The sequence below is a fragment of the Pseudorhodoplanes sp. genome, from assembly GCF_059499825.1.
This window is the reverse complement of record NZ_JCABZI010000002.1, coordinates 487,257-505,381: the sequence shown is the minus strand read 5'-3', so window position 1 is coordinate 505,381 and position 18,125 is coordinate 487,257. Positions and strand designations below refer to the sequence as shown.

Genomic DNA, 18,125 nt, shown 5'->3' with positions numbered 1-18,125 from the left:
GCGACGAAGACTTCCCGCTGCAAACGAAGAGGGGCGCGTCCGAAGACGCGCCCCTCCTGCCGACTCTCAAGGGGAAATCCTGCTCAGTCGAACCGACCCGCCGCGTGTGCCAGCATGGTGTAGACCTTGCCGGTTTCCGAAATGAGATAGGTCCGGACCATCGCCTGACCGCCGCGCTCGTCGCGCGACACGTCTTCCAGCAGCCGCTCGAACTCCGAGATATAGCGGTCGACCGTCGCGCGGAAATTGCGATCCGCGCGGTAACGGTTGCGGATGTCGTCATAGGTGCGCTGACCGTTCATCGTGTAGAGCTGGCGGGTGAAGGCGCCGCGCTCGCCGCGATTGTAGCGATCCCACATGTCGATCGCCGCCTCGTGTTCCACCAGCCGCGCAATGTCGGCCGACAATGCGTCGAGCGAGTCGAGCGGCCGTTGCGGCGCGGCAGGCGGAAGCTGACGGCCGGGTGGCGGGGCCACCGGCGTCTGGCCGTCATCGGCCCGCTGCAGAAGATCCGACAGCCAGCCGCTCTGGTTGTTACGTCCCGCCGGCGCGCTCTGCGGATAGCTTTCGCCACGGGGGGCAGGGGGCGGCGGGGGTGCCGTGCGGACCGGTGCCTGCGGTTGCTCGGGCAGGCGCGCTTGCGGGCGCGCGGGCTCGGCGCGGCCGCCGCCGACCACGGCCAGGACCGGCTCCGACGCGCGGCGCGGTTCGGTCGCCTCGATGCTGCGGCCGTGCCGGCTGACGATGCGATTGAGTTCCGCCAGCGCCTCGATCTGGTCGACGATCACGCGACGCATCTGCGCGGCGTTCTCGGCGGTTTCCTGAGGCAATTCGAGAATGCCGCGACGCAATTCGGCGCGGGTCTGTTCGAGCTGCGCCTGCATCTCGGCAGCCATTTCCTTCATGCCGCTGAGCGTTTCGGCGAAGCGCTCGGTCGACTGCCGGAAGTAATTGTCGGTCTCGCCGATCGACTGCTCGTAGATTTCGCGCATCAGGTCGCTGGTGCGCTTGCTGTCCTCTTCGGTCGCGGCACGAACGAGCTCGAATTGCTCCGCGATCGTGCGGGTGCCGGTGGTGGAGCTTTCCGCAATCATGCGGCCGATTTCGCGGGCGCGGGATTCGGCTCCGTCCAGCGACTGATCGAGCAGTGCGGTGAAGCGCTGCAGCCGCTGCTCCAGGTCCTCGGACTTCATGTCGAGCGTCGTCACCAGCGCTTCCAGCGTGGCGCGGCGTTCCGACACGGTCTCCTCGGTGCGCCGGTTGCTCTTCTCGACCGAATCCACGGCCTCGACGAGCATGCGACCCTGCTGCGCGAATTGCGCCGCAAGTCCGGACAGGTTCTCCAGCACCGCGGTGGTGTCGCTGCGGAACGACTCGACATGGGCGTTGATCTGTTCGCCCACGGTGCCGCTGCGAGCGGTGACGTCGTTCATCGCGTTGGCGAATTCCGTCACCCGGCTGGTCAGCGAATCCTCGATGATCGCCATGTTCTCGTGCGCGCCGGTCAGCACCTCGTGCAACAGCACGTTCGCCTCCCGCATGCGTTCGAACAGGGTCGTGGATTCGCCGCGCAGACGTGCATGCGTTTCCATGACCTGCGCCACCGAATCGTTGGCGATCTGCTGCGTCTGGTCGATCGCTTCGCGGGTGGTGTGCTGCAGGTTCTGCATGGTTTGGTTGACGCGGGCAGTGGCGGTTTCGCCGGCGTCGTTGATCAGGCGGGCCAGCTCGTTGGAATTCTCGAGCATGGTCCGGGTGAAGTCGAAGCCCTTGCTTTCGATCGCACTCACCGCCGAATGCGTGGCCTTCTGGACCTCGCCGGTGAATTCCTGGCTCTTGGCCGACAGCGCCGCGAGCAGGGTGGAGGAATTGGCGTCGAGCACGCGGGTCATCTCGGCCGCGCGGGACGAAACCGCAGCCGCGATTTCATCGGACTTGCCGACGAAGCCGCGGGCGACTTCCGCGCTGACGCTGAGCAGGGTGCGCTCGACATCGTTCGCATTCTGCTTCAGCGCGCTGCCGATGCCGGCCGACACGACGGTCAGCACGCGTTCGACTTCGGCTGCTGCGGTGCGCATCGATTCCGTGGATGCGTTGGCCAGTTGCGACATCGAACGCTCCGCCTCGCCGGTATTCTGGCTGACGGATGTCGCGAGCGATTCCAGCCGGGCGTTGAGCGACTCGGCCGCGGCCTTGGTGCGCGACTCGACCTGGCTGGTCACGGATTCCGACCGGCTCGCAAGCATTTCGGTAACCGCGCCTGTCCTCGCCTCGATCTGCTGAACGATCCTCTCGCTGCGTTCCAAGAGCGCATCGGCTGCAACGCGGGTCCGGCTTTCGACCTGAACCGCGGCCTGCTCGGTCTTCTCGGCGAGAAGATCGGTTGCTGTTCGCGTCCGGCCCTCGATCTGAAGGGCGGCGTGTTCGGCGCGTTCGCCGAGAATGTCGGCGACGGAGCGTGTCCGGCCCTCGATATGCGCCACAGCCTGCTCGGCGCGGTCGGTCATCATGTCGGCGAATGACCGGGTGCGATCCTCGATCTGAGTCGCTGCATTCTCGACGCGGTCGGACAGAACGCCGGCGGCCGATTGGGTGCGGCTCTCGATCTGGATTGCGGCATGCTCGGTCCGCTCGGTCAGCACCTCGACGAACGACCGGGAACGGCTCTCGATCTGGCTGGCCGCCTGCTCGACGCGGTCGGACAGGATGCTCGCGGCCGTTTGGGTGCGGCTCTCGATCTGGGTTGCGGCATGCTCGGCCCGTTCGGTCAGCACTTCGGTTGCAGCACGCGAGCGGTTTTCCAACAGCGACGCGGCTTTTTCCGCACGCTCGGCCAGGGTGTCGGTCACCGACCGGGTCCGTCCCTCGATCTGCAGCGCAGCGGTTTCGGCGCGTTCGGTCACGGCGTCGGTGACCGCGCGGGTGCGGCCTTCCATCTGCGAGACGATCAGCTCGGCACGCTTGGTGAGGTCGTCGGTCGCCGAGCGGGTGCGCCCTTCTATCTGCGATGTGACGTGCTCGGTTCGCTCGATCACGAGTTCGGCGGCGGCACGGGTGCGGCCTTCGATCTGGGAAGCGGCCTGTTCGGCGCGCTCAAGCAGCGCTTCGCTGGCGCCGCGGGTGCGGTCTTCCACCGTCAGGACGGCCTTCTCGGCACGCTCGGTGAGGAAGTCGCCGATCGTCTTGGTGCGCGCTTCGACGTCGATCGACATCTTGTCGGCGCGGTCGGCGAGGAATTCCGCCGCGAGCCGCGAACGGGTCTCGACCATCTGCACGGCCGTGTCGGACCGCTCGGTGATCGCCTGGACCGCGCTTGTGCCCTTGCTCTCCAGCAGGGTCGCGGCGTGGGTGGCCTTCTCGACGATCGCCTCGGCAACGCCAAGGCCGCGGGTTTCGAGCTGCTGGGTTGCCGTTTCGGTGCGGCCGACCAGCAATTCCTCGAATTTCCCGATGCGGGAGTCGAGCGTGTTGGCGACCTCCAGGGCACGGGTGCCGAGAACCTTGTCGATCTCCTGCGCCCGGGCGGCAATTGTTTCGGACAGCGCGTTGCCGCGCGTATCGATGGTGCCGGTAACCTCGGAAATGCGGGATTCGAGCGCGGTCACCACCTCCTTGCCGCCTTCGGCAAGGGTCTTGGCGATCTCGAGAACGCGTCCGCCGAGCGCATCGTTCAGGCTCTGGGAGCGGCTGTCGAGCGCCTCCTGGAAGCGAACGAGCCGCAGATCCAGGGCGTCGGTGATTTCGCCGGTCTTGCCGCCGATCCGCTGGTCGAAATTGTCGATGCAAGAACGCATCGTGTCGGTGACCGATTGGGTGCGGTCGCCGAGCCGCTCCACCAGTTCCGCGCCGTGCAGTTTCACGGTGCGGTCGAACTCGCCGAGATGGCGGGTGATCAGGTTTCCAAGGGTGGAGGAATCGTTCGCAATGCGTTCGGCGAGGGCGGCGCCGCCCTGCGTGAACATCTCCTCAAACGACATCAACCGCGCGCCGAGCATTTCCTTCAGCGCGTCGCCATGGGTTCCGATGGTCGTCGCGATGCTGTCGGCGGACCCGCGGAAGGTCTCCATCACTTCGTCGCTGCGCGACAGGATGGTCTCGGTGATGGCAGAGCCGGTCTGTTCGAGCTTCTGCACCACGTCGCCGCCGCGCAGGCTGAGATCGACCACAAGCGACTCGCCGGTCGCGCGTAGCGTCGCATTTACTTCCTCGCTTCGCATGACGATGTTTTCGGCGGCCTGTGCCGAAATCTCCGAAAGCGTGTCCGCGGTCTGCGCCGATACCTGTGTCAGGCTTTCGGCGGCCCGCGCCGAGGTCTGCAGCAGTCCGGCCGAAATCTCGTTCGCCCGCTCGCTCATCATTTCGGTGATGGTGGTGGAGCGCTGCGAGAAATCGTTGGTCACATTGGCCAATCGCAGCTGCATCATCTCGATGAGGTTCTGCGACAGGACGTCGAACTCTTCGGCGATGGTTTCGGTCTTGAACGCGAGGCTGGCATTGAGCCGCTCGGCCGCGCCGTCGATCGCGCTCGTGGTCGCGAAACCCGAATTCTCGATCGAGGTCGCCGCGGTCAGGCTGATGGCGTCGACCGCCTGCGCGGTTTCCTGTGCGGTCTGCTGCAGACGCTCGAGGATTTCGCCGGCCCGCTCGCCGAGCTGCGCCAGCATCTCGTCGCTGATGCGATTGAGCGTGGTGGTGATGTGATCGGTCTTTTCCTTCAGGTCGCGGGTGATACCATCGGTCGCGGATGCGACCTGCGAGGCGACCTGGTCGCTGATTCCGGTGATGTCCTGGTTCAAGTCGAGATGCACGCCGGTGATGGCGTTGCGCACCTGCTCGGCCTGGCCGATCAGGCTGTCGCGCTGGGTGCCGAGATCGTCGAGCAGGTTGCGGATGCGGACTTCGTTGTCGTTATAGGCGCGCTCGAGGGCCGCGACCTCGCTTTGCACCAGGGATTCGAGTTCCGCCGCACGTGCCAGCGCACGCTCCACGCCGTCGCCCATGGCCGACACCTCGCGGCGAATGGCCTGGCCGACGGTGACGATGGATTCGCGGGCGAGCCCTTCCGGTTCGGAGAGGCGCAGGGCGACCTCCGCCATCGATTGCGACAGCGCGCGCATTTCGCGCGAGCGCTGGATCATGTGCGCGACGGTGAAGAAGAAAGCGATCGGTCCGAAAAATGTGAGGACAAGCGCGAGAAGGGTCGGCGCGAAGCTCTGCTGCAATTGCGGCAGGTAAGGCGCGGTGAGGATGATGGCGAAAACGGCCCAGACCACCGACAGGACGCCGGCCGCAATGAACAGCGGCTTTGACGACGGCACCCGCGTCGATTGCAAAATCTGGCCGACCGACTTCCAGTCGTCGTTGGCGGCTGGCCGGGGTTCGATGTCGGAGGGGCTGTCGGCGATGATCAGCTCTTCGTTACGCTGCGGGGCGGGCTCGCGGGCCGGCCGGCGAACGTCCGGGGCGACGGGTTTGCGGGCCTCTTCGCGGGCAACCGGCGGGGGCGGGGCCGCCTGGGCGGGGCGCGAGGCCACGGAGCCGGTCATCTCCGCATCTCTGACCTTCAGCGCTTCCTGGATCGCCGCCATCGCCGCTTCGGTCGGATCCACGACCTTCTTCGGGTTGTTCGACATTGTTTCCCGCCTCACTTACACAACTGACAAGCGTTCCCCAGGCCTTCCCCGGAACCATCGGGCCGATGCCCAGGTGGTTCGCTGGTCGTCCGAAACTGCCAAGGACAAAGAGCCGCCGACAGCTATCCTACCGGCTGTCCCGGCCGAATAAAACTGTCCGCTTTAACGCCTCCTTAATCATCGTTAACGCCGCGCCGGTCACCCTTGTGTGATTTCGGGACACGTGATGGAACCGCGGCCGGTCAGAGACCGTTAACCGCCCCGAGACTTGGCAGGCGATTCGGCCGAAACGCGGACCATTTTTTACCTCGTTTTGGACGACCCCGGGCCAAAGTGTCGGGATAGGAGCCAAACAGAGCTCCGGAGGCGTGCGATGATCGAAGCAACCCAAACGGCGCTGGCCGCTGTGGCCTCTCCCCCGCTTGTGCCGGGGGATCGGCCGATTGATCTTGTCCACCTGTCCCGCATGACGCTCGGGGACCGGGTGCTGGAGCGGGACGTTCTGGCCTTGTTCGAACGTCAGATCGGTCTTTTGATGGACCGCATCGAAAGCGCATCGGGGCCGGTCGCGGCTGCGGCTGCACATACGTTGAAAGGGTCCGCGCAGGGCGTCGGCGCCTTTGCGCTGGCGAACGCCGCCTCCCGGGTCGAGCAGGCCGCCATGAGTGGCGATGCCGCCGGCCAGGCTGAAGGCGTAGACGGCCTCCGTTTGGCGATCCGCGACACCCGCGCGGAAATTGCGGGGCTCCTCAGCCCCGCCTGATCCAGTTGCGCGGATTATCCGCTCAGAATCCACGTCGGTTTCCGGCCGGTCCCCGATCAAGGGCGCCGGCCAAATTTTTGCCGTCCGGCCCATCGCGCCCCGGCGAACGGATCACTTCCACATTGCAACGAATGGCCGAACCACTAGTCTGGCACCATTGCCTCGCGGAAATGGGCGCCAACCGGGAACGAGCGCCATGCAACCCAGCTTTTTATGCGCCGCTATTCGGACCGCCTTTGTCGCCGTTCTGGCGATTGCCGCGATCATTTCAATTGCCGGAACCGCTGAGGCCAGGCGCGTTGCGCTGGTGATCGGCAATGGCGCCTACAAGAATGTCGCGCCGCTGGAAAATCCGGGCAACGACGCAAACGATGTCGCCGTCACCTTCGAGCGTCTGGGCTTCGACGTCCTGAGGGTCAAGGACGGCACCTTCGACGGCATGCGGCGCGGGCTTCTTGATTTCGCCCGCCGGGCGCGCGGCTCGGAGATCGCGATCGTGTTCTTTGCCGGACACGGCATGGAGGTCGGCGGCGAGAACTACCTCATCCCGGTCGACGCGGAATTGAAGGCCGACGTCGATGTCGACCACGAGGCGATCGCGCTCAAGACGATCACGCCGCTGGTCGAGAATGCATCGCGCCTCGGTCTCGTGATCCTCGATGCTTGCCGCAACAATCCGTTCGCCTCGCGGATGGCGCGCACCGTGCGCACACGGGCCGTCTCGCGCGGTCTCGCCGCGGTCGAACCCTCAGGCAATGTGCTGATCGCGTTTGCAGCACGCGAAGGCACCACCGCCGCCGACGGTCAGGGGCGCAATTCCCCTTTCACGGCTTCGCTGCTCAAGCATCTCGAAACCCCGGGACTGGAGATCAACTTCCTGTTCCGCAACGTGCGCGACGATGTGCTCGAGGCGACGCGCCGTGCGCAATTGCCGTTCGTGTATGGCTCGCTCTCGCGCGACGCGATCTATCTCAAGGCGGCCTTGCCGGTGATTGCGCCGCCGGTGGTGCAGGGGCCCGCGGCCGACGAAGTGGTCTGGAACCTGGTGAAGGACTCGCGCGATCCGGCACAGTTCACGCGCTTCGTGTCGGAATACCCGAAGAGCTCTTTTCGTGTCGAGGCTGAGGCGCGGATTGCGGCCCTCAATGCGGAGGCGGGGCGCAAACCGGGCGCCGATGAGGTGGTGTGGAATCTCGTCAAGGATTCCCGCGATCCCGCCCAGCTTATTCGTTTTGTGTCGGAATACCCGGCCAGCTCGTTCCGCAAGGAGGCGGAGACGCGGATCGCCTCTCTCAATGCGGAGGTCGGACGCCGACCGGGACCCGATGACGTGGTCTGGAATCTGGTGAAGGACTCCCGCGATCCCGCCCAATTCAACCGCTTCGTCAAGGAATTCCCGAAAAGCCAGCATCGCTTCGAGGCCGAGAAGAAGCTCGCCGCGCTGAAGGCGGAGCAGGATGCGGCCACCGCTGCGGCGCAGTCGGCCGCGCAGTCTGCGGCCGCCATGGAGCGAACCGAGCTCGCGCGCTCGGTCCAGTTCGAATTGAAGCGGGTCGGATGCCTGGACGACGCGGTATCCGGCGAATTCGGCGCGCCGGCTCGCGAGGCGCTGAGCAAGTTTGCGAAACATGCGTCGGTCCGGATCGCCAAGCCCGGCGAGATTTCGTCAGAGACGCTCTCGCTGATCCGGAAGTTCGACACGCGGGTCTGCCCGCTGTCGTGCCGCGCCGATGAAAAGGCCGAAGGAGACCGCTGCGTCCGCATTGTCTGCCCGGCTGGACAGATCATCGCCCGCGGCGCATGCGTGGCCGATCCGAACAAGCAGGCGGCGCCGGCACCCCAGCGCCCGGCCGCGGGAGCAGGTGGAGGGGGAGGCGGTAAATGCTTCACGTTCAACAACCGGCGCTTCTGCGAATGACGCGCCTTGTCCTGATCGCCGCCGCTTTGCTGGCGCTGCCGGGCGCCGCAGCCGCTCAGACGGCGAGCGCGCCGTGTTTTGAACTGATCCCGGCCCGCCCGCGGATCGAGCCCCCGCAGCCGATGTTGGTCGACAAGTGCAGCGGCCGCACCTGGCTCCTGATGCGGGCCGGACGCGGCAGTTACCGCTGGGCCGCCATCGATGTCGCCGACGACATGCCCAAGGCGACCGATCGGCCGCCGACCGACAATCAGCCTGCAGGCAAAGCCGACATTCCGTCGGCGCAAAAAGAAGGCGACGGGAAGAAATGCTTCACCTTCAACAACCGGAAATTCTGCGAATAGTCCGCCGCGCGTTAGCGGGGCTTGCGCTCACTGTCGCTCTTGCGACGATGCCGGCGCCGGCCGGTGCGGTCACGCTCGAGGACTTGACGGGCGTTAACCTGCAGGTGCGCGCGACTTACAATATGCGCATCCGGCGGGCCGAGGGGGATTTTTCCACGCAGGCGACCCACGTCATGAAGTTCAAGATCGACGACGAGGGACGCATCATCGGCCAGGTGAATCGCACGGTCACCACACCGCGCGGCCCGCGCACCAATTCTTTTGGAATGAAGGCGCGGATCGGCAAGCCCGGCGAGCCTGCGATCGGGGGGCACGGTCTCTGGCTGATCGATGGCGACAAGCTCGTTCTGCTGCGAGCGTTCGAGGCGGGCGGTTTCAAGGCCGAAATCGATTTCAAGGGCTCCGGTCCGGGCATGACCTGCTCCTACCGCGCGCCCTTCGTGCGCGAGGAGGGCAAGCAGGTCCGCATGAAACAGGGCGTTGTCGGCGGTCCGGTGACGATCCTGAGCGCCACCCAGACCTCGGCGGACTGCAAGGTCACGCGCTGAAGATCGATGCTGGCGCATCCGCGCCGATCCGCTATATACCGGATCGCGCCGGCCGGCCGGTCGGCCGCTCCCCTCTCGCACGCGGACCCTGCAAGCCCAAGATGGCCAAAATCACTTTTATCGATCACGGAGGCGAAAGCCGCATTGTCGACGCCGAGAACGGCTCGACGGTGATGGAAAACGCCATCAAGAGCGGCATCCCCGGTATCGAAGCCGAATGTGGCGGTGCCTGTGCCTGCGCCACCTGCCATGTCTATGTCGACGAGGCCTGGACCGAGATCGTCGGGCCGCCGTCGCCGATGGAAGAGGACATGCTGGATTTCGGCTTCGACGTGAAACCGAATTCGCGTCTCTCCTGCCAGATCAAGGTCTCCGACCAGCTCGACGGCCTGATCGTGCGCACGCCCGAGCGGCAGGCCTGATCCGGGCCCGCCGGGCATTGTCACTTCGCGGGAAAGCCTGATCCGGAACCCCGGGCCGTCTCGGCCGGGGGATGACGCAGGCAGACAGTTTGGATACAAACCATCTCGCAACCAGACCGTTATACATGCCGAAAATCACCTTCATCGAACACGACAACACCGTTCACGACGTCGAGGCCGACCTCGGCGAGACGATCATGGAAGCCGCCATGCGCGGCGGAGTGTCGGGCATCGTCGCCGAATGCGGCGGATCGTGCACCTGCGCGACCTGCCATATCTATGTCGATGACGCGTGGGTCGAGAAGACCGGCGAACGCTCGCTGGAAGAGGACGAACAGCTCGACAACGCCTACGACGTGCGGGCCAACTCACGGCTGTCGTGCCAGATCAAGATGACCGAGGAACTCGACGGGATACTGGTGCGGACGCCAAGCTATCAGGGCAGGTAGACTCATGCTGGACACCTCGAATGTGATCAAGACCGATGCGCTGATCATCGGCGCCGGCCCCTGCGGCCTGTTCGCGGTGTTCGAACTCGGCCTGCTCGATATCAAGTCGCATCTGGTCGACATTCTCGACAAGCCGGGCGGACAATGCGCCGAGCTTTATCCCGAGAAGCCGATCTACGACATTCCCGGCATCCCGCTGGTCACCGGCGACGGATTGACCAAGGGCCTGCTTGAACAGATCAAGCCGTTCGGCCCGCAATTCCATTACAACGAGATGGTGCAGACCATCGAACGGATCGGCGATCCCGCGTTCCGCGTCACCACCAATGGCGGCAAGATCTTCGAGTGCAAGGTGGTGATCGTCGCCGCCGGCGGCGGGTCGTTCCAGCCGAAGCGCCCGCCGATCCCCGGCGTCGAAGCATTTGAAGCCAAGTCGGTCTATTACGCGGTGCGCCAGATGGAGCAGTTCCGCGGCAAGCGTCTCCTCATTGCGGGCGGCGGCGATTCCGCGCTGGACTGGACGCTCAATCTCGCGCCGATCGCAAGCCATCTGACGCTGCTTCATCGGCGACAGGAATTCCGCGCCGCGCCCGACAGCGTCAACAAGATGATGTCGCTTGTGGGCGAGGGGAAGATCGACTTCGTGCTCGGCCAGGTCACTTCGCTCGAAGGGACAGACGGGCAGGTCGAGAAGGCCATCGTCAAGCGCAACGACGGCTCGAATTTCGAGATCGCCTGCGACGCCATCCTGCCGTTCTTCGGACTGACCATGAAGCTCGGACCGGTCGCCGATTGGGGATTGAAGCTGTCCGATAACCTGATCGAGGTGAATACCGAGACGTTCGAAACATCCGAGCCCGGCATTTTCGCGATCGGCGACATCAACACCTATCCCGGCAAATTGAAGTTGATCCTGTGCGGTTTCCATGAGGGGGCGCTGGCGGCGCAGAAGATCCACCGCTACGTCTATCCGGACAAGAAGCTCACCTTCCAGTACACGACCTCGTCCACGAGCCTGCAGAAGAAGCTCGGCGTGGCGTGAGCGCGCGAACGGTCATCGCCCGACCGTCGCCGCTTGAGTTTGTCCCGGCGCGCACCGCGCTGGTCGTCAACGACATGCAGAATGCTTTCTGCTCGCCCGGGGGGTATCTCGAGCGGATCGGGTTCAGCATTGCCGATGCCCCGGCGGTGATTGCGAAGGTGCGATTGCTCTGCGAGGCAGCGCGACAGGCGGGCCTCACCGTGGTGCATCTGCAGAATGGGTTTTCGAAGGACCGGCACGAAGCCCCGCCGGGTGCGCCGATCTTCCACAAGTCGAACGCCTTGCGTTACATGCGCGCGCACCCGCAGACAGCCGGACAGATCCTGACGCACGGCACCTGGGATTACGACTTTGTCGACGGGCTCGCGCCTTGCGAAGGCGATCTGGTGATCGCCAAATCGCGCGACAGCGGCTTTGCCGGCACCTCGCTCGATAGCGATCTGCGCGGCCGCGACATCCGGACGCTGATCGTCTGCGGCATCGCCTGCAATGTCGGCGTCGAGTCCACGATCCGTGCGGCCTATCATCTGGACTATTTCGCGCTTCTGGTCAGCGACGCGACCTTGCCGGCCGGTCCCTCTTTCATCCGCGCGGCAACCGAGCATAATGTGGAGACATTTTTCGGCTGGGTTGCGGACACGCAGGCGGTGGTCTTAGCGTTGCGGCCATGACCGGCATTGTCTGGATCACGGGAGTGCGCTCATGAAGATGATTATAGCGATCACCGCCGCCGCGGTGCTGGCCCTTACGTCCCAGGCGGTCATGGCTCAGGGAAAGAAAGCCGCCAAAAAATCCGCCCAGCCGGCTTGCCTCAACGCGCTCGCCTGCGGCCCGCAGCCGGTGCCGCAGATGCGCAAGCCGAAGTCGCAAAAGTTCATGAAGTCGGCGAGCTGAAGACGCCCATGCGCGCGCTGGACGTCAGCGTGCGCCGTTGGAACTTTTTCCCGCACCAGCTTCGAATGCGATGACTTTGGTCGCGCCGGATAACTCCGGTTGCGTTTGCCACGGCGCGCAATAGTCTGCACCGCTGTTGACTCAGATCGCTTCGGGTTCCCTGCGGAGACAGCATGGCTACCAACATCCAATGGCGGACCGGCGTTTCGGGCGACTGGTTCATCGCCGGCAACTGGGTTCCGAACACGGTACCGGCCACGGGGGACATCGCGACCATCGCCGATGGAATTGCGATCATCGATGCGCCGTCGAATCCGCTGGTCGGTATCGCCATCGTGCTGTCGGCAGACGATACGATCCTGAAAGCGATCGGCGCACGCTTTGAAGGAACCGCTCCGCCGCCGGGCACGTCGGAAATCAATGCAACGCTCACGGTCTCCGGCGCCCTGGCCGATTCCACCGATGCAGTCTTCATCGTCGAGGGCGATACGTCGTTCGACGGTCAGATCTTTGTCGAGGCCATTGCCGGCAGCCTGACGATCCTCGTTCAGAATGACGCGAACGGCAATCCGAGCGTGTTCAAGCTGCTGAATACCGACCAGAAAGCCGCGGTGGTCGTCAGCCAGGAGAGCTTCCTCGATTTCGAGGGGCAGACGATCTTCAACCAGGGGCTGATCCAGATCGAGGGAAGCGTCGAGATTTCCGCCGGCGTGATGTTTACCGGAACGGATAGCGGCGCATTCCTGCTCGAGAATGGCGGCCGGCTGATCGTCGAGGGTAGCGTCGGGGCTTCCCAGCAAGTGGTGTTCATCGACGGCACCGGCCTGCTCACGATGGAGAACATCGCCGGGTTCGACGGTGTCATCGCGTATGCGGAATTGCCGACGCCGTCCGGACAGCCGCATCAGGGCGCCGCCGGCGGGCGGATCGATCTGGCCGGGATCGTGGCGCAATCGCTGACTTACGTCCCGGGCAGCGGAACCGAGCCGGGCACACTCAAGCTGTTTGCCAGCACCGATCCGACCGGGACCCCGGTTGCAGAACTGAAGATGCGGCTGGTCACCGACAACCTCTCGCTGACAAAAACGCAGATGACCAGCGCCGACTTCCTGCTGTCGAGCGACGGGCAGGGCGGAACCATTGTCACATACAATCCGGGAGGCGCGAACTACCTGCTGGAATCGCTGCCCGCGCCGGTGATCGCATCCGCGGGCGATGTCGTATCGCTGGCCAGCATCTTGGAAGGCTCGTTTGGCACGTCGAAAATCCCGTTCAAGGGAATCTGGCTCTATCCGTCGCAACCGTTCGACAACACGTCGACCAATGTCGGTTACTGGGATACGCCGAACCAGACGCCGGAATGGTATATCGGCGGAAAAAAGGTCGAGACCGCTACCTTCGTGAAGGACATCAGCAAGGTCACGCTGCATGTCGGCAACCAGATCGATAATCCCGCCAGCTTCCAGATGCGGCTGACGGATGACAAGAGCGGTCCGGATGCCACGTTTGTCACCTACGATGTGTGGACCGTCGACCCGGTCGTGATCCAGGCCATGCAGATCGCCGGCGTCGTGCCGGGCGCAGCGCCGACCCCGGAAACGATCGTGAAGGCCGCCGAGGCGTTCCTGACGGTGTACGGCGATGGCGTGATCCCGAACACCAATCTGTGCAACTGGATCGCGGATAATGTCGCCGCGGCCGCGGGCGCACCGATGCCGGGGCTGAATGCGTCTCTCGATCCGTCCCTCAACCTGGAAGGCGGCTTCTGGCGCATCGTCTATGCGAGCGACATTCCCAATCCGGTGTCGGACTGGTCCGGTCTCGTTCAACCGGGCGATATCGTGCGCATGGGCTGGTTCAAGCCCGAAGCAGGCCGGATCTCGGGCCATTCGACGACCGTGCTGTCGTACGAGCAGGATGGAAAGATCGAATTCTACGACAACAACGATGGCCAGCATATCGGCCGTCACGAAGCCGCCTATTGGCTTTCCACCGATCCCGAAGACATCACCATCTATCGGCTCGATCCCAACCATCAGTATCTCATCACCGGCACGGACGCGGCGGAAACCATCCGCGGCAGCATCCATGACAATCTGATCCGCCCCGGCGGCGGCAGGGATGTGATCAAGGCGAAGTTCGGCAACACCGAAATCGAAGGGACGTCCGCCGAACTCAACCGGATCAAAGCTCCGGATTTCAATTTCGGAGATTCATTTCACTTCACCGATCTCGACCCGGACCAGACCTCCGTGTCGTTTCGCAATGGACATCTGCTGGTGCATGAGGGCTCCGATCAGGTGGCCCGGATCGACGTGCCGAGGCCGAAGGGTGGATTCTCGTTTGTGGCGACCCCGGACGATGACGGCGGCGTCACGGTCAGGCTGGGTCGCCCCGACATCGAGGTCGAGGGCAACGGCGTGGCGATCGCCGATGGTGACAGGACGCCGAGCGTTGCCGACAATACCGACTTCGGGACTGCATCGGTGGGCGGCGTGGTGGTGCACACGTTTTTGGTGACGAACGAGGGCCTGGCCGACCTGGCGATCTCCAGGCTGAAGATGCCGAAGGGATTTCTACTGGTCGAAGGCTTGCCGGCCACAATCGGCGCTGGCGAGACGGACACCTTCCAGGTGCAACTCGACACCCGCAAGGCCGGTGTGAAGCAGGGCACGCTCAAAATCAAAACCAACGATCCTGACGCGTCCCACTTCGATTTCAAATTATACGGTCTGGTGTCGCCCGACCCTTCGTCGTCGTTCGCGCATGCGCATACGAGCCATTACGGCGACGGAACCGGGTTCCTGAACCATTTCGATCTGATCTAGGACTCGACGCATCTGCGGCCGCTCGTCTCCGGCGACGGCGCAGGTTTCAGGACTTGCCGAGCGTGATCATTCAGCGCGTCGCTCCCGGCGGAATCTGCAGCGGTGCGAGCGGCTCTGCACGCACCTGTTGCGGCGTCTGAAGCCCGAGCACCGCGCGTAAAGCGGGCATCGCGGCATCCGCCATCGCCGCGTGTCCCTCGGCGGTCGGATGCACCGCGCCGCCATAGACCGCGCTGGTCGCGCCCCAGGTGGCGTCATGCAGATCGCTCGGCTGCAGGGCGGTGTTGATTCCCTCCGGGAAGGTCATTGCCGTGAAGTAGCTGTCATTGGCAGTGCGGATCCAGCGCGCGCGCGAGGAATAGGCCCGGAAATCGCGGGCGCGCAGATTGCAGCGCATTGGATCGGTGGCGGCCTGTGCGGGATTGCTCTCGAAGCTTTCGCCATTGTCGAGAAAGCAGGCGCGGTCGAATGGCGGATCGTTCGGCGAGCGCGCGCAGAAGCCGCGATGCGCGAATTCCGCCTGATGCTGATCCACGAAGGTCATGCGGTCCTTGAACTGATCGCCGCAGGCCCCGGCACCGTCGCAGGTCGCCAGCGCGCGCAGACGCGGCAGGAACTCATTCTCCACGAAGTCGGAGGTCTGGCGCAGCCTGTCGGGGTCCACATTGAACGCCGGATGCACGTCGAATCCGGCGCGGCCGCCGGCGCAGACCTGGCCGCCATTCACCATCGCTGGATTGCCGTAGGTCACGAACACCGTCCGCTGCAGGTTGCCGTCGAGATACGGCTTCAGCGCCTCGCGCAATTTTGCAAAATCGCGTGGAAGATTTTTGAGATAGCCGCGCGCATCCGACACATCGGCGATCAGCCCGCCGCGCTTGAACAGCGCGCGCTCGGTCGCGGATTCGGTGATCACGTCGGCGACCAGGCCGGAAAACCAGACGTCGTTGGCGCCGATCGTGAGCAGGATGGCATCGAGCTTGCGCTCGTTGTCGGTCTTGCGGGCAAGGTCGATCGCTTCGCGCAGCCGGACCATCTGCGCCACGTTGTTGCTGGTGCAGTTGCCGGTCGACGGGCATTCGCGCGCGCGCAGCGATCCGAAAAAGCCGGCATCGATGGTCGAGCCGGAACAGGCGAGCGGCAGGAAGGTCACTGCAACTTGCGGATTCTCGATCGCGAGCGCGAGTGCCGCGCGCAGCTGATAGCCGTAGAGCGAGCGGTGACAGGCCGCGCTCCACCAGCGTGCATTCAGCTTGGCCCAGTCGGCGGAGGTGTTGCCGCTGCCGGTCGACGAGGCGGGGTCGCAGGCCTTGTTGCCCTTGAAGCCGGCGCGGCCGGGCCGGAAATACTCGCTCGTTGACCCGGCCAGAAATCGGCGGAAGCAGAACCCGCTATCGTCGAGGGAGATGGCGCGATCGGGATTGCCTTCGCCCGCAGCGATGGAATCGCCCATTCCCGCGATGAGAAAGTCCTTCACCGTAATGTCGGCCGACACACGCTGCGCGGTGCCGTCCGGCAATCCGACATCGACCGTCGCAACCGTGGTGAGCCCGTGCCGCACCCTGATTCGGACCGGGTCGTCGCAGCGGGTCGTGGCCTGGCCGGGCTCGGATTCGCCATCGTCGAAACTCCAGGCGCAGAGCGCACCCGGTGGCACCGCGCCGGCCACCATCGCGGTGATCGGGTGATCGTGGGGACTGAGGTAATTCTCCTTCTGGCCGTCGCGCAGGCAGGATTCCGGCATCCGGCCGGTCTGGTCGACGCACAGATTGTCGACCATGTCGCGCGCCCAGCCGCGGCCATCGGTGGCATGCGCCAGCCGCCGCTCGGCCGACAGAATGCCGTCGCCGCGATAGGCGGCGACATGCCGGCGAAAATCGGCCTCGTTGCGGAACAGCCGGAAGCGGTTGCGCACCTCCCACTCGATCCGCATCGGGCCATCGCCCGGGCCGGCGCCGGTCGCATTCAATTGCAATGGCGCAGGTGCGCGGTTCTGTGCCGCTGCCGGCTGAGCCACTGCGAAAGACGTGAGGACGGCAAGGGCCGCAACAATCGAGGCGCGCATGGAGATCCACAATGAAAACCAGCTTCTCGACTACCATGAAGCTTTGGGCGGAAATAAGGGGATCAGGCCGCCTCGTCCTGCGCGGATTGCCGCTGGCCGCAGCCCACCCGCGGCACGGCCAATGATGCGCCACGACCGGCCCGCCGTCGGGTGGCAAGCCAGCATTCACGGGTGGCCATGACCACAAGCGCGAGGGAGAAGGGCAGGATATAGTAGATCGCGCGCCAGATCAGCAACGTCGCGAGCAGCTCTTCTTTCGGATATTGCGCGAGCGCGATCAGGATCGCGGCGTCGAAGACGCCGATCGCGCCCGGCGTATGGCTGAGAAAGCCGAGCAGCGTCGCCAGCACGAAAATCACCACAAATGGCAGGAGCTCGGCCGGCGGACTGGCCGGGAGCAGCACATACATCCCGACGGCCGCCAGTCCGAGATCCGCGATCCCGATCAGGATCTGCACGAAGGTCAGGCGCGCCGAGGGCAAGGTCAGGGTCACGCCCTTGACGCCGATCTTGCGCGTCCTGCCGACGAGCCAGAGGAGATAGATGCAGATCGCGGCGAGTCCGGTCAGGCCGATGGCGCGATTGACCCAGGGCGGCAGTTGATCGAGCGCGCTCGCTGCGTCCGGCGCGATCGCCATGCCGAGCCCCAGCACGAAGGCATTGCCGAGCCAGAATGTCAGCCCGGTGACGAAGGCGATCTTGGCGACGTCGATGAGGGTGAGGCCCCATGCCGAATAGATGCGAAAGCGGATCGCCCCGCCGGTGAAAACCGTGGCGCCGAGATTGTGGCCGATCGAGAAGCTGGTGAAGGCCGACATCGCCGCGATCCGATACGGCACATGGCGCGCGCCGATCGTGCGCAGAGCGAAGAAATCGTAGAAGGTGATGGTGAAATAGGCCGCCGCCACGAACGCAATCGAGATCGCGATATTGGAGGCCGGCATCGCCGCGATGGATGCCAGCACCCGCTCGGGCTGTACGTCGCGCAGCATTCGAAACAGCGTGAAGCCGGCGAGGCACAACACGATGACGCTGGCGAGAAAGCCCAGTTTATTCCAGCCGACCCGGTCTCGAATGAAGCCCGGAAAAGACGTGATGAATATCCGCATTCGGGGTCCGCAGATGCAGCCATGCGCAAGGAGCGGATTGCCAGACGGACATCCACTCGATTCGTTGCCGCACCATGGGATCGGATCGCGACAGTTTTCTAACAGGCGCC

At 64.6% G+C, this 18,125-nt stretch carries 13 protein-coding genes; 10 read left to right on the top strand and 3 right to left on the bottom strand.

Features of this window, described 5'->3' with window-relative positions:
* Positions 1-83: 83 nt before the first annotated feature.
* Positions 84-5,633, bottom strand: a complete 5,550-nt coding sequence (locus tag AC5I5I_RS05860; protein ID WP_495970823.1) for an apolipoprotein A-IV repeat region-like domain-containing protein — start codon at positions 5,631-5,633, stop codon at positions 84-86.
* Between the two features lie 373 nt (positions 5,634-6,006).
* Between AC5I5I_RS05860 and AC5I5I_RS05855 the strand changes: the two genes are divergently transcribed.
* The 10 genes from AC5I5I_RS05855 (at position 6,007) to AC5I5I_RS05810 (ending at position 14,841) form a co-directional block, all read left to right on the top strand.
* Positions 6,007-6,396 (top strand): Hpt domain-containing protein, encoded by a 390-nt coding sequence (locus AC5I5I_RS05855; RefSeq protein ID WP_495970821.1) that lies wholly within the window; start codon positions 6,007-6,009, stop codon positions 6,394-6,396.
* Positions 6,397-6,592: 196 nt separating this feature from the next.
* A complete protein-coding gene (locus AC5I5I_RS05850) occupies positions 6,593-8,314 on the top strand; it encodes a caspase family protein (protein ID WP_495970819.1) in 1,722 nt (573 codons plus the stop codon).
* Positions 8,311-8,658: a hypothetical protein gene (locus AC5I5I_RS05845; protein ID WP_495970817.1), complete on the top strand. Its 348-nt coding sequence runs from the start codon at positions 8,311-8,313 to the stop codon at positions 8,656-8,658. The genes AC5I5I_RS05850 and AC5I5I_RS05845 overlap by 4 nt, the downstream gene beginning before the upstream one ends.
* Positions 8,659-8,705: 47 nt before the next feature.
* Complete coding sequence (locus tag AC5I5I_RS05840) at positions 8,706-9,206, top strand: hypothetical protein (RefSeq protein ID WP_495970815.1); 501 nt, start codon at positions 8,706-8,708, stop codon at positions 9,204-9,206.
* Between the two features lie 101 nt (positions 9,207-9,307).
* Positions 9,308-9,628 (top strand): 2Fe-2S iron-sulfur cluster-binding protein, encoded by a 321-nt coding sequence (locus AC5I5I_RS05835; protein WP_495970813.1) that lies wholly within the window; start codon positions 9,308-9,310, stop codon positions 9,626-9,628.
* 125 nt (positions 9,629-9,753) lie between these two features.
* The gene (locus AC5I5I_RS05830) at positions 9,754-10,077 is read left to right on the top strand and encodes a 2Fe-2S iron-sulfur cluster-binding protein (RefSeq protein ID WP_495970811.1); all 324 of its coding nucleotides are present in this window, start codon (positions 9,754-9,756) and stop codon (positions 10,075-10,077) included.
* 4 nt (positions 10,078-10,081) lie between these two features.
* Positions 10,082-11,119 carry an NAD(P)/FAD-dependent oxidoreductase gene (locus AC5I5I_RS05825; RefSeq protein ID WP_495970809.1) on the top strand — a complete coding sequence of 346 codons (1,038 nt, stop codon included), beginning with the start codon at positions 10,082-10,084 and terminating at the stop codon, positions 11,117-11,119.
* On the top strand, positions 11,116-11,790 hold the full coding sequence (locus AC5I5I_RS05820; protein ID WP_495970807.1) for a cysteine hydrolase family protein: 675 nt from the start codon (positions 11,116-11,118) through the stop codon (positions 11,788-11,790). The genes AC5I5I_RS05825 and AC5I5I_RS05820 overlap by 4 nt, the downstream gene beginning before the upstream one ends.
* Positions 11,791-11,821: 31 nt before the next feature.
* Positions 11,822-12,013, top strand: a complete 192-nt coding sequence (locus AC5I5I_RS05815; protein ID WP_495970806.1) for a hypothetical protein — start codon at positions 11,822-11,824, stop codon at positions 12,011-12,013.
* 173 nt (positions 12,014-12,186) lie between these two features.
* Positions 12,187-14,841: a choice-of-anchor D domain-containing protein gene (locus AC5I5I_RS05810; protein WP_495970804.1), complete on the top strand. Its 2,655-nt coding sequence runs from the start codon at positions 12,187-12,189 to the stop codon at positions 14,839-14,841.
* 70 nt (positions 14,842-14,911) lie between these two features.
* Here the strand turns inward: AC5I5I_RS05810 and AC5I5I_RS05805 are convergent, their stop codons facing one another.
* Together AC5I5I_RS05805 and AC5I5I_RS05800 are read right to left on the bottom strand one after the other, a co-directional pair.
* On the bottom strand, positions 14,912-16,906 hold the full coding sequence (locus tag AC5I5I_RS05805) for an SGNH/GDSL hydrolase family protein (RefSeq protein WP_495970802.1): 1,995 nt from the start codon (positions 16,904-16,906) through the stop codon (positions 14,912-14,914).
* Between the two features lie 62 nt (positions 16,907-16,968).
* Positions 16,969-18,015, bottom strand: coding sequence for a putative bifunctional lysylphosphatidylglycerol flippase/synthetase (locus tag AC5I5I_RS05800; RefSeq protein ID WP_495970800.1), 1,047 nt, complete (start codon positions 18,013-18,015; stop codon positions 16,969-16,971).
* Between the last annotated feature and the right edge of the window lie 110 nt (positions 18,016-18,125).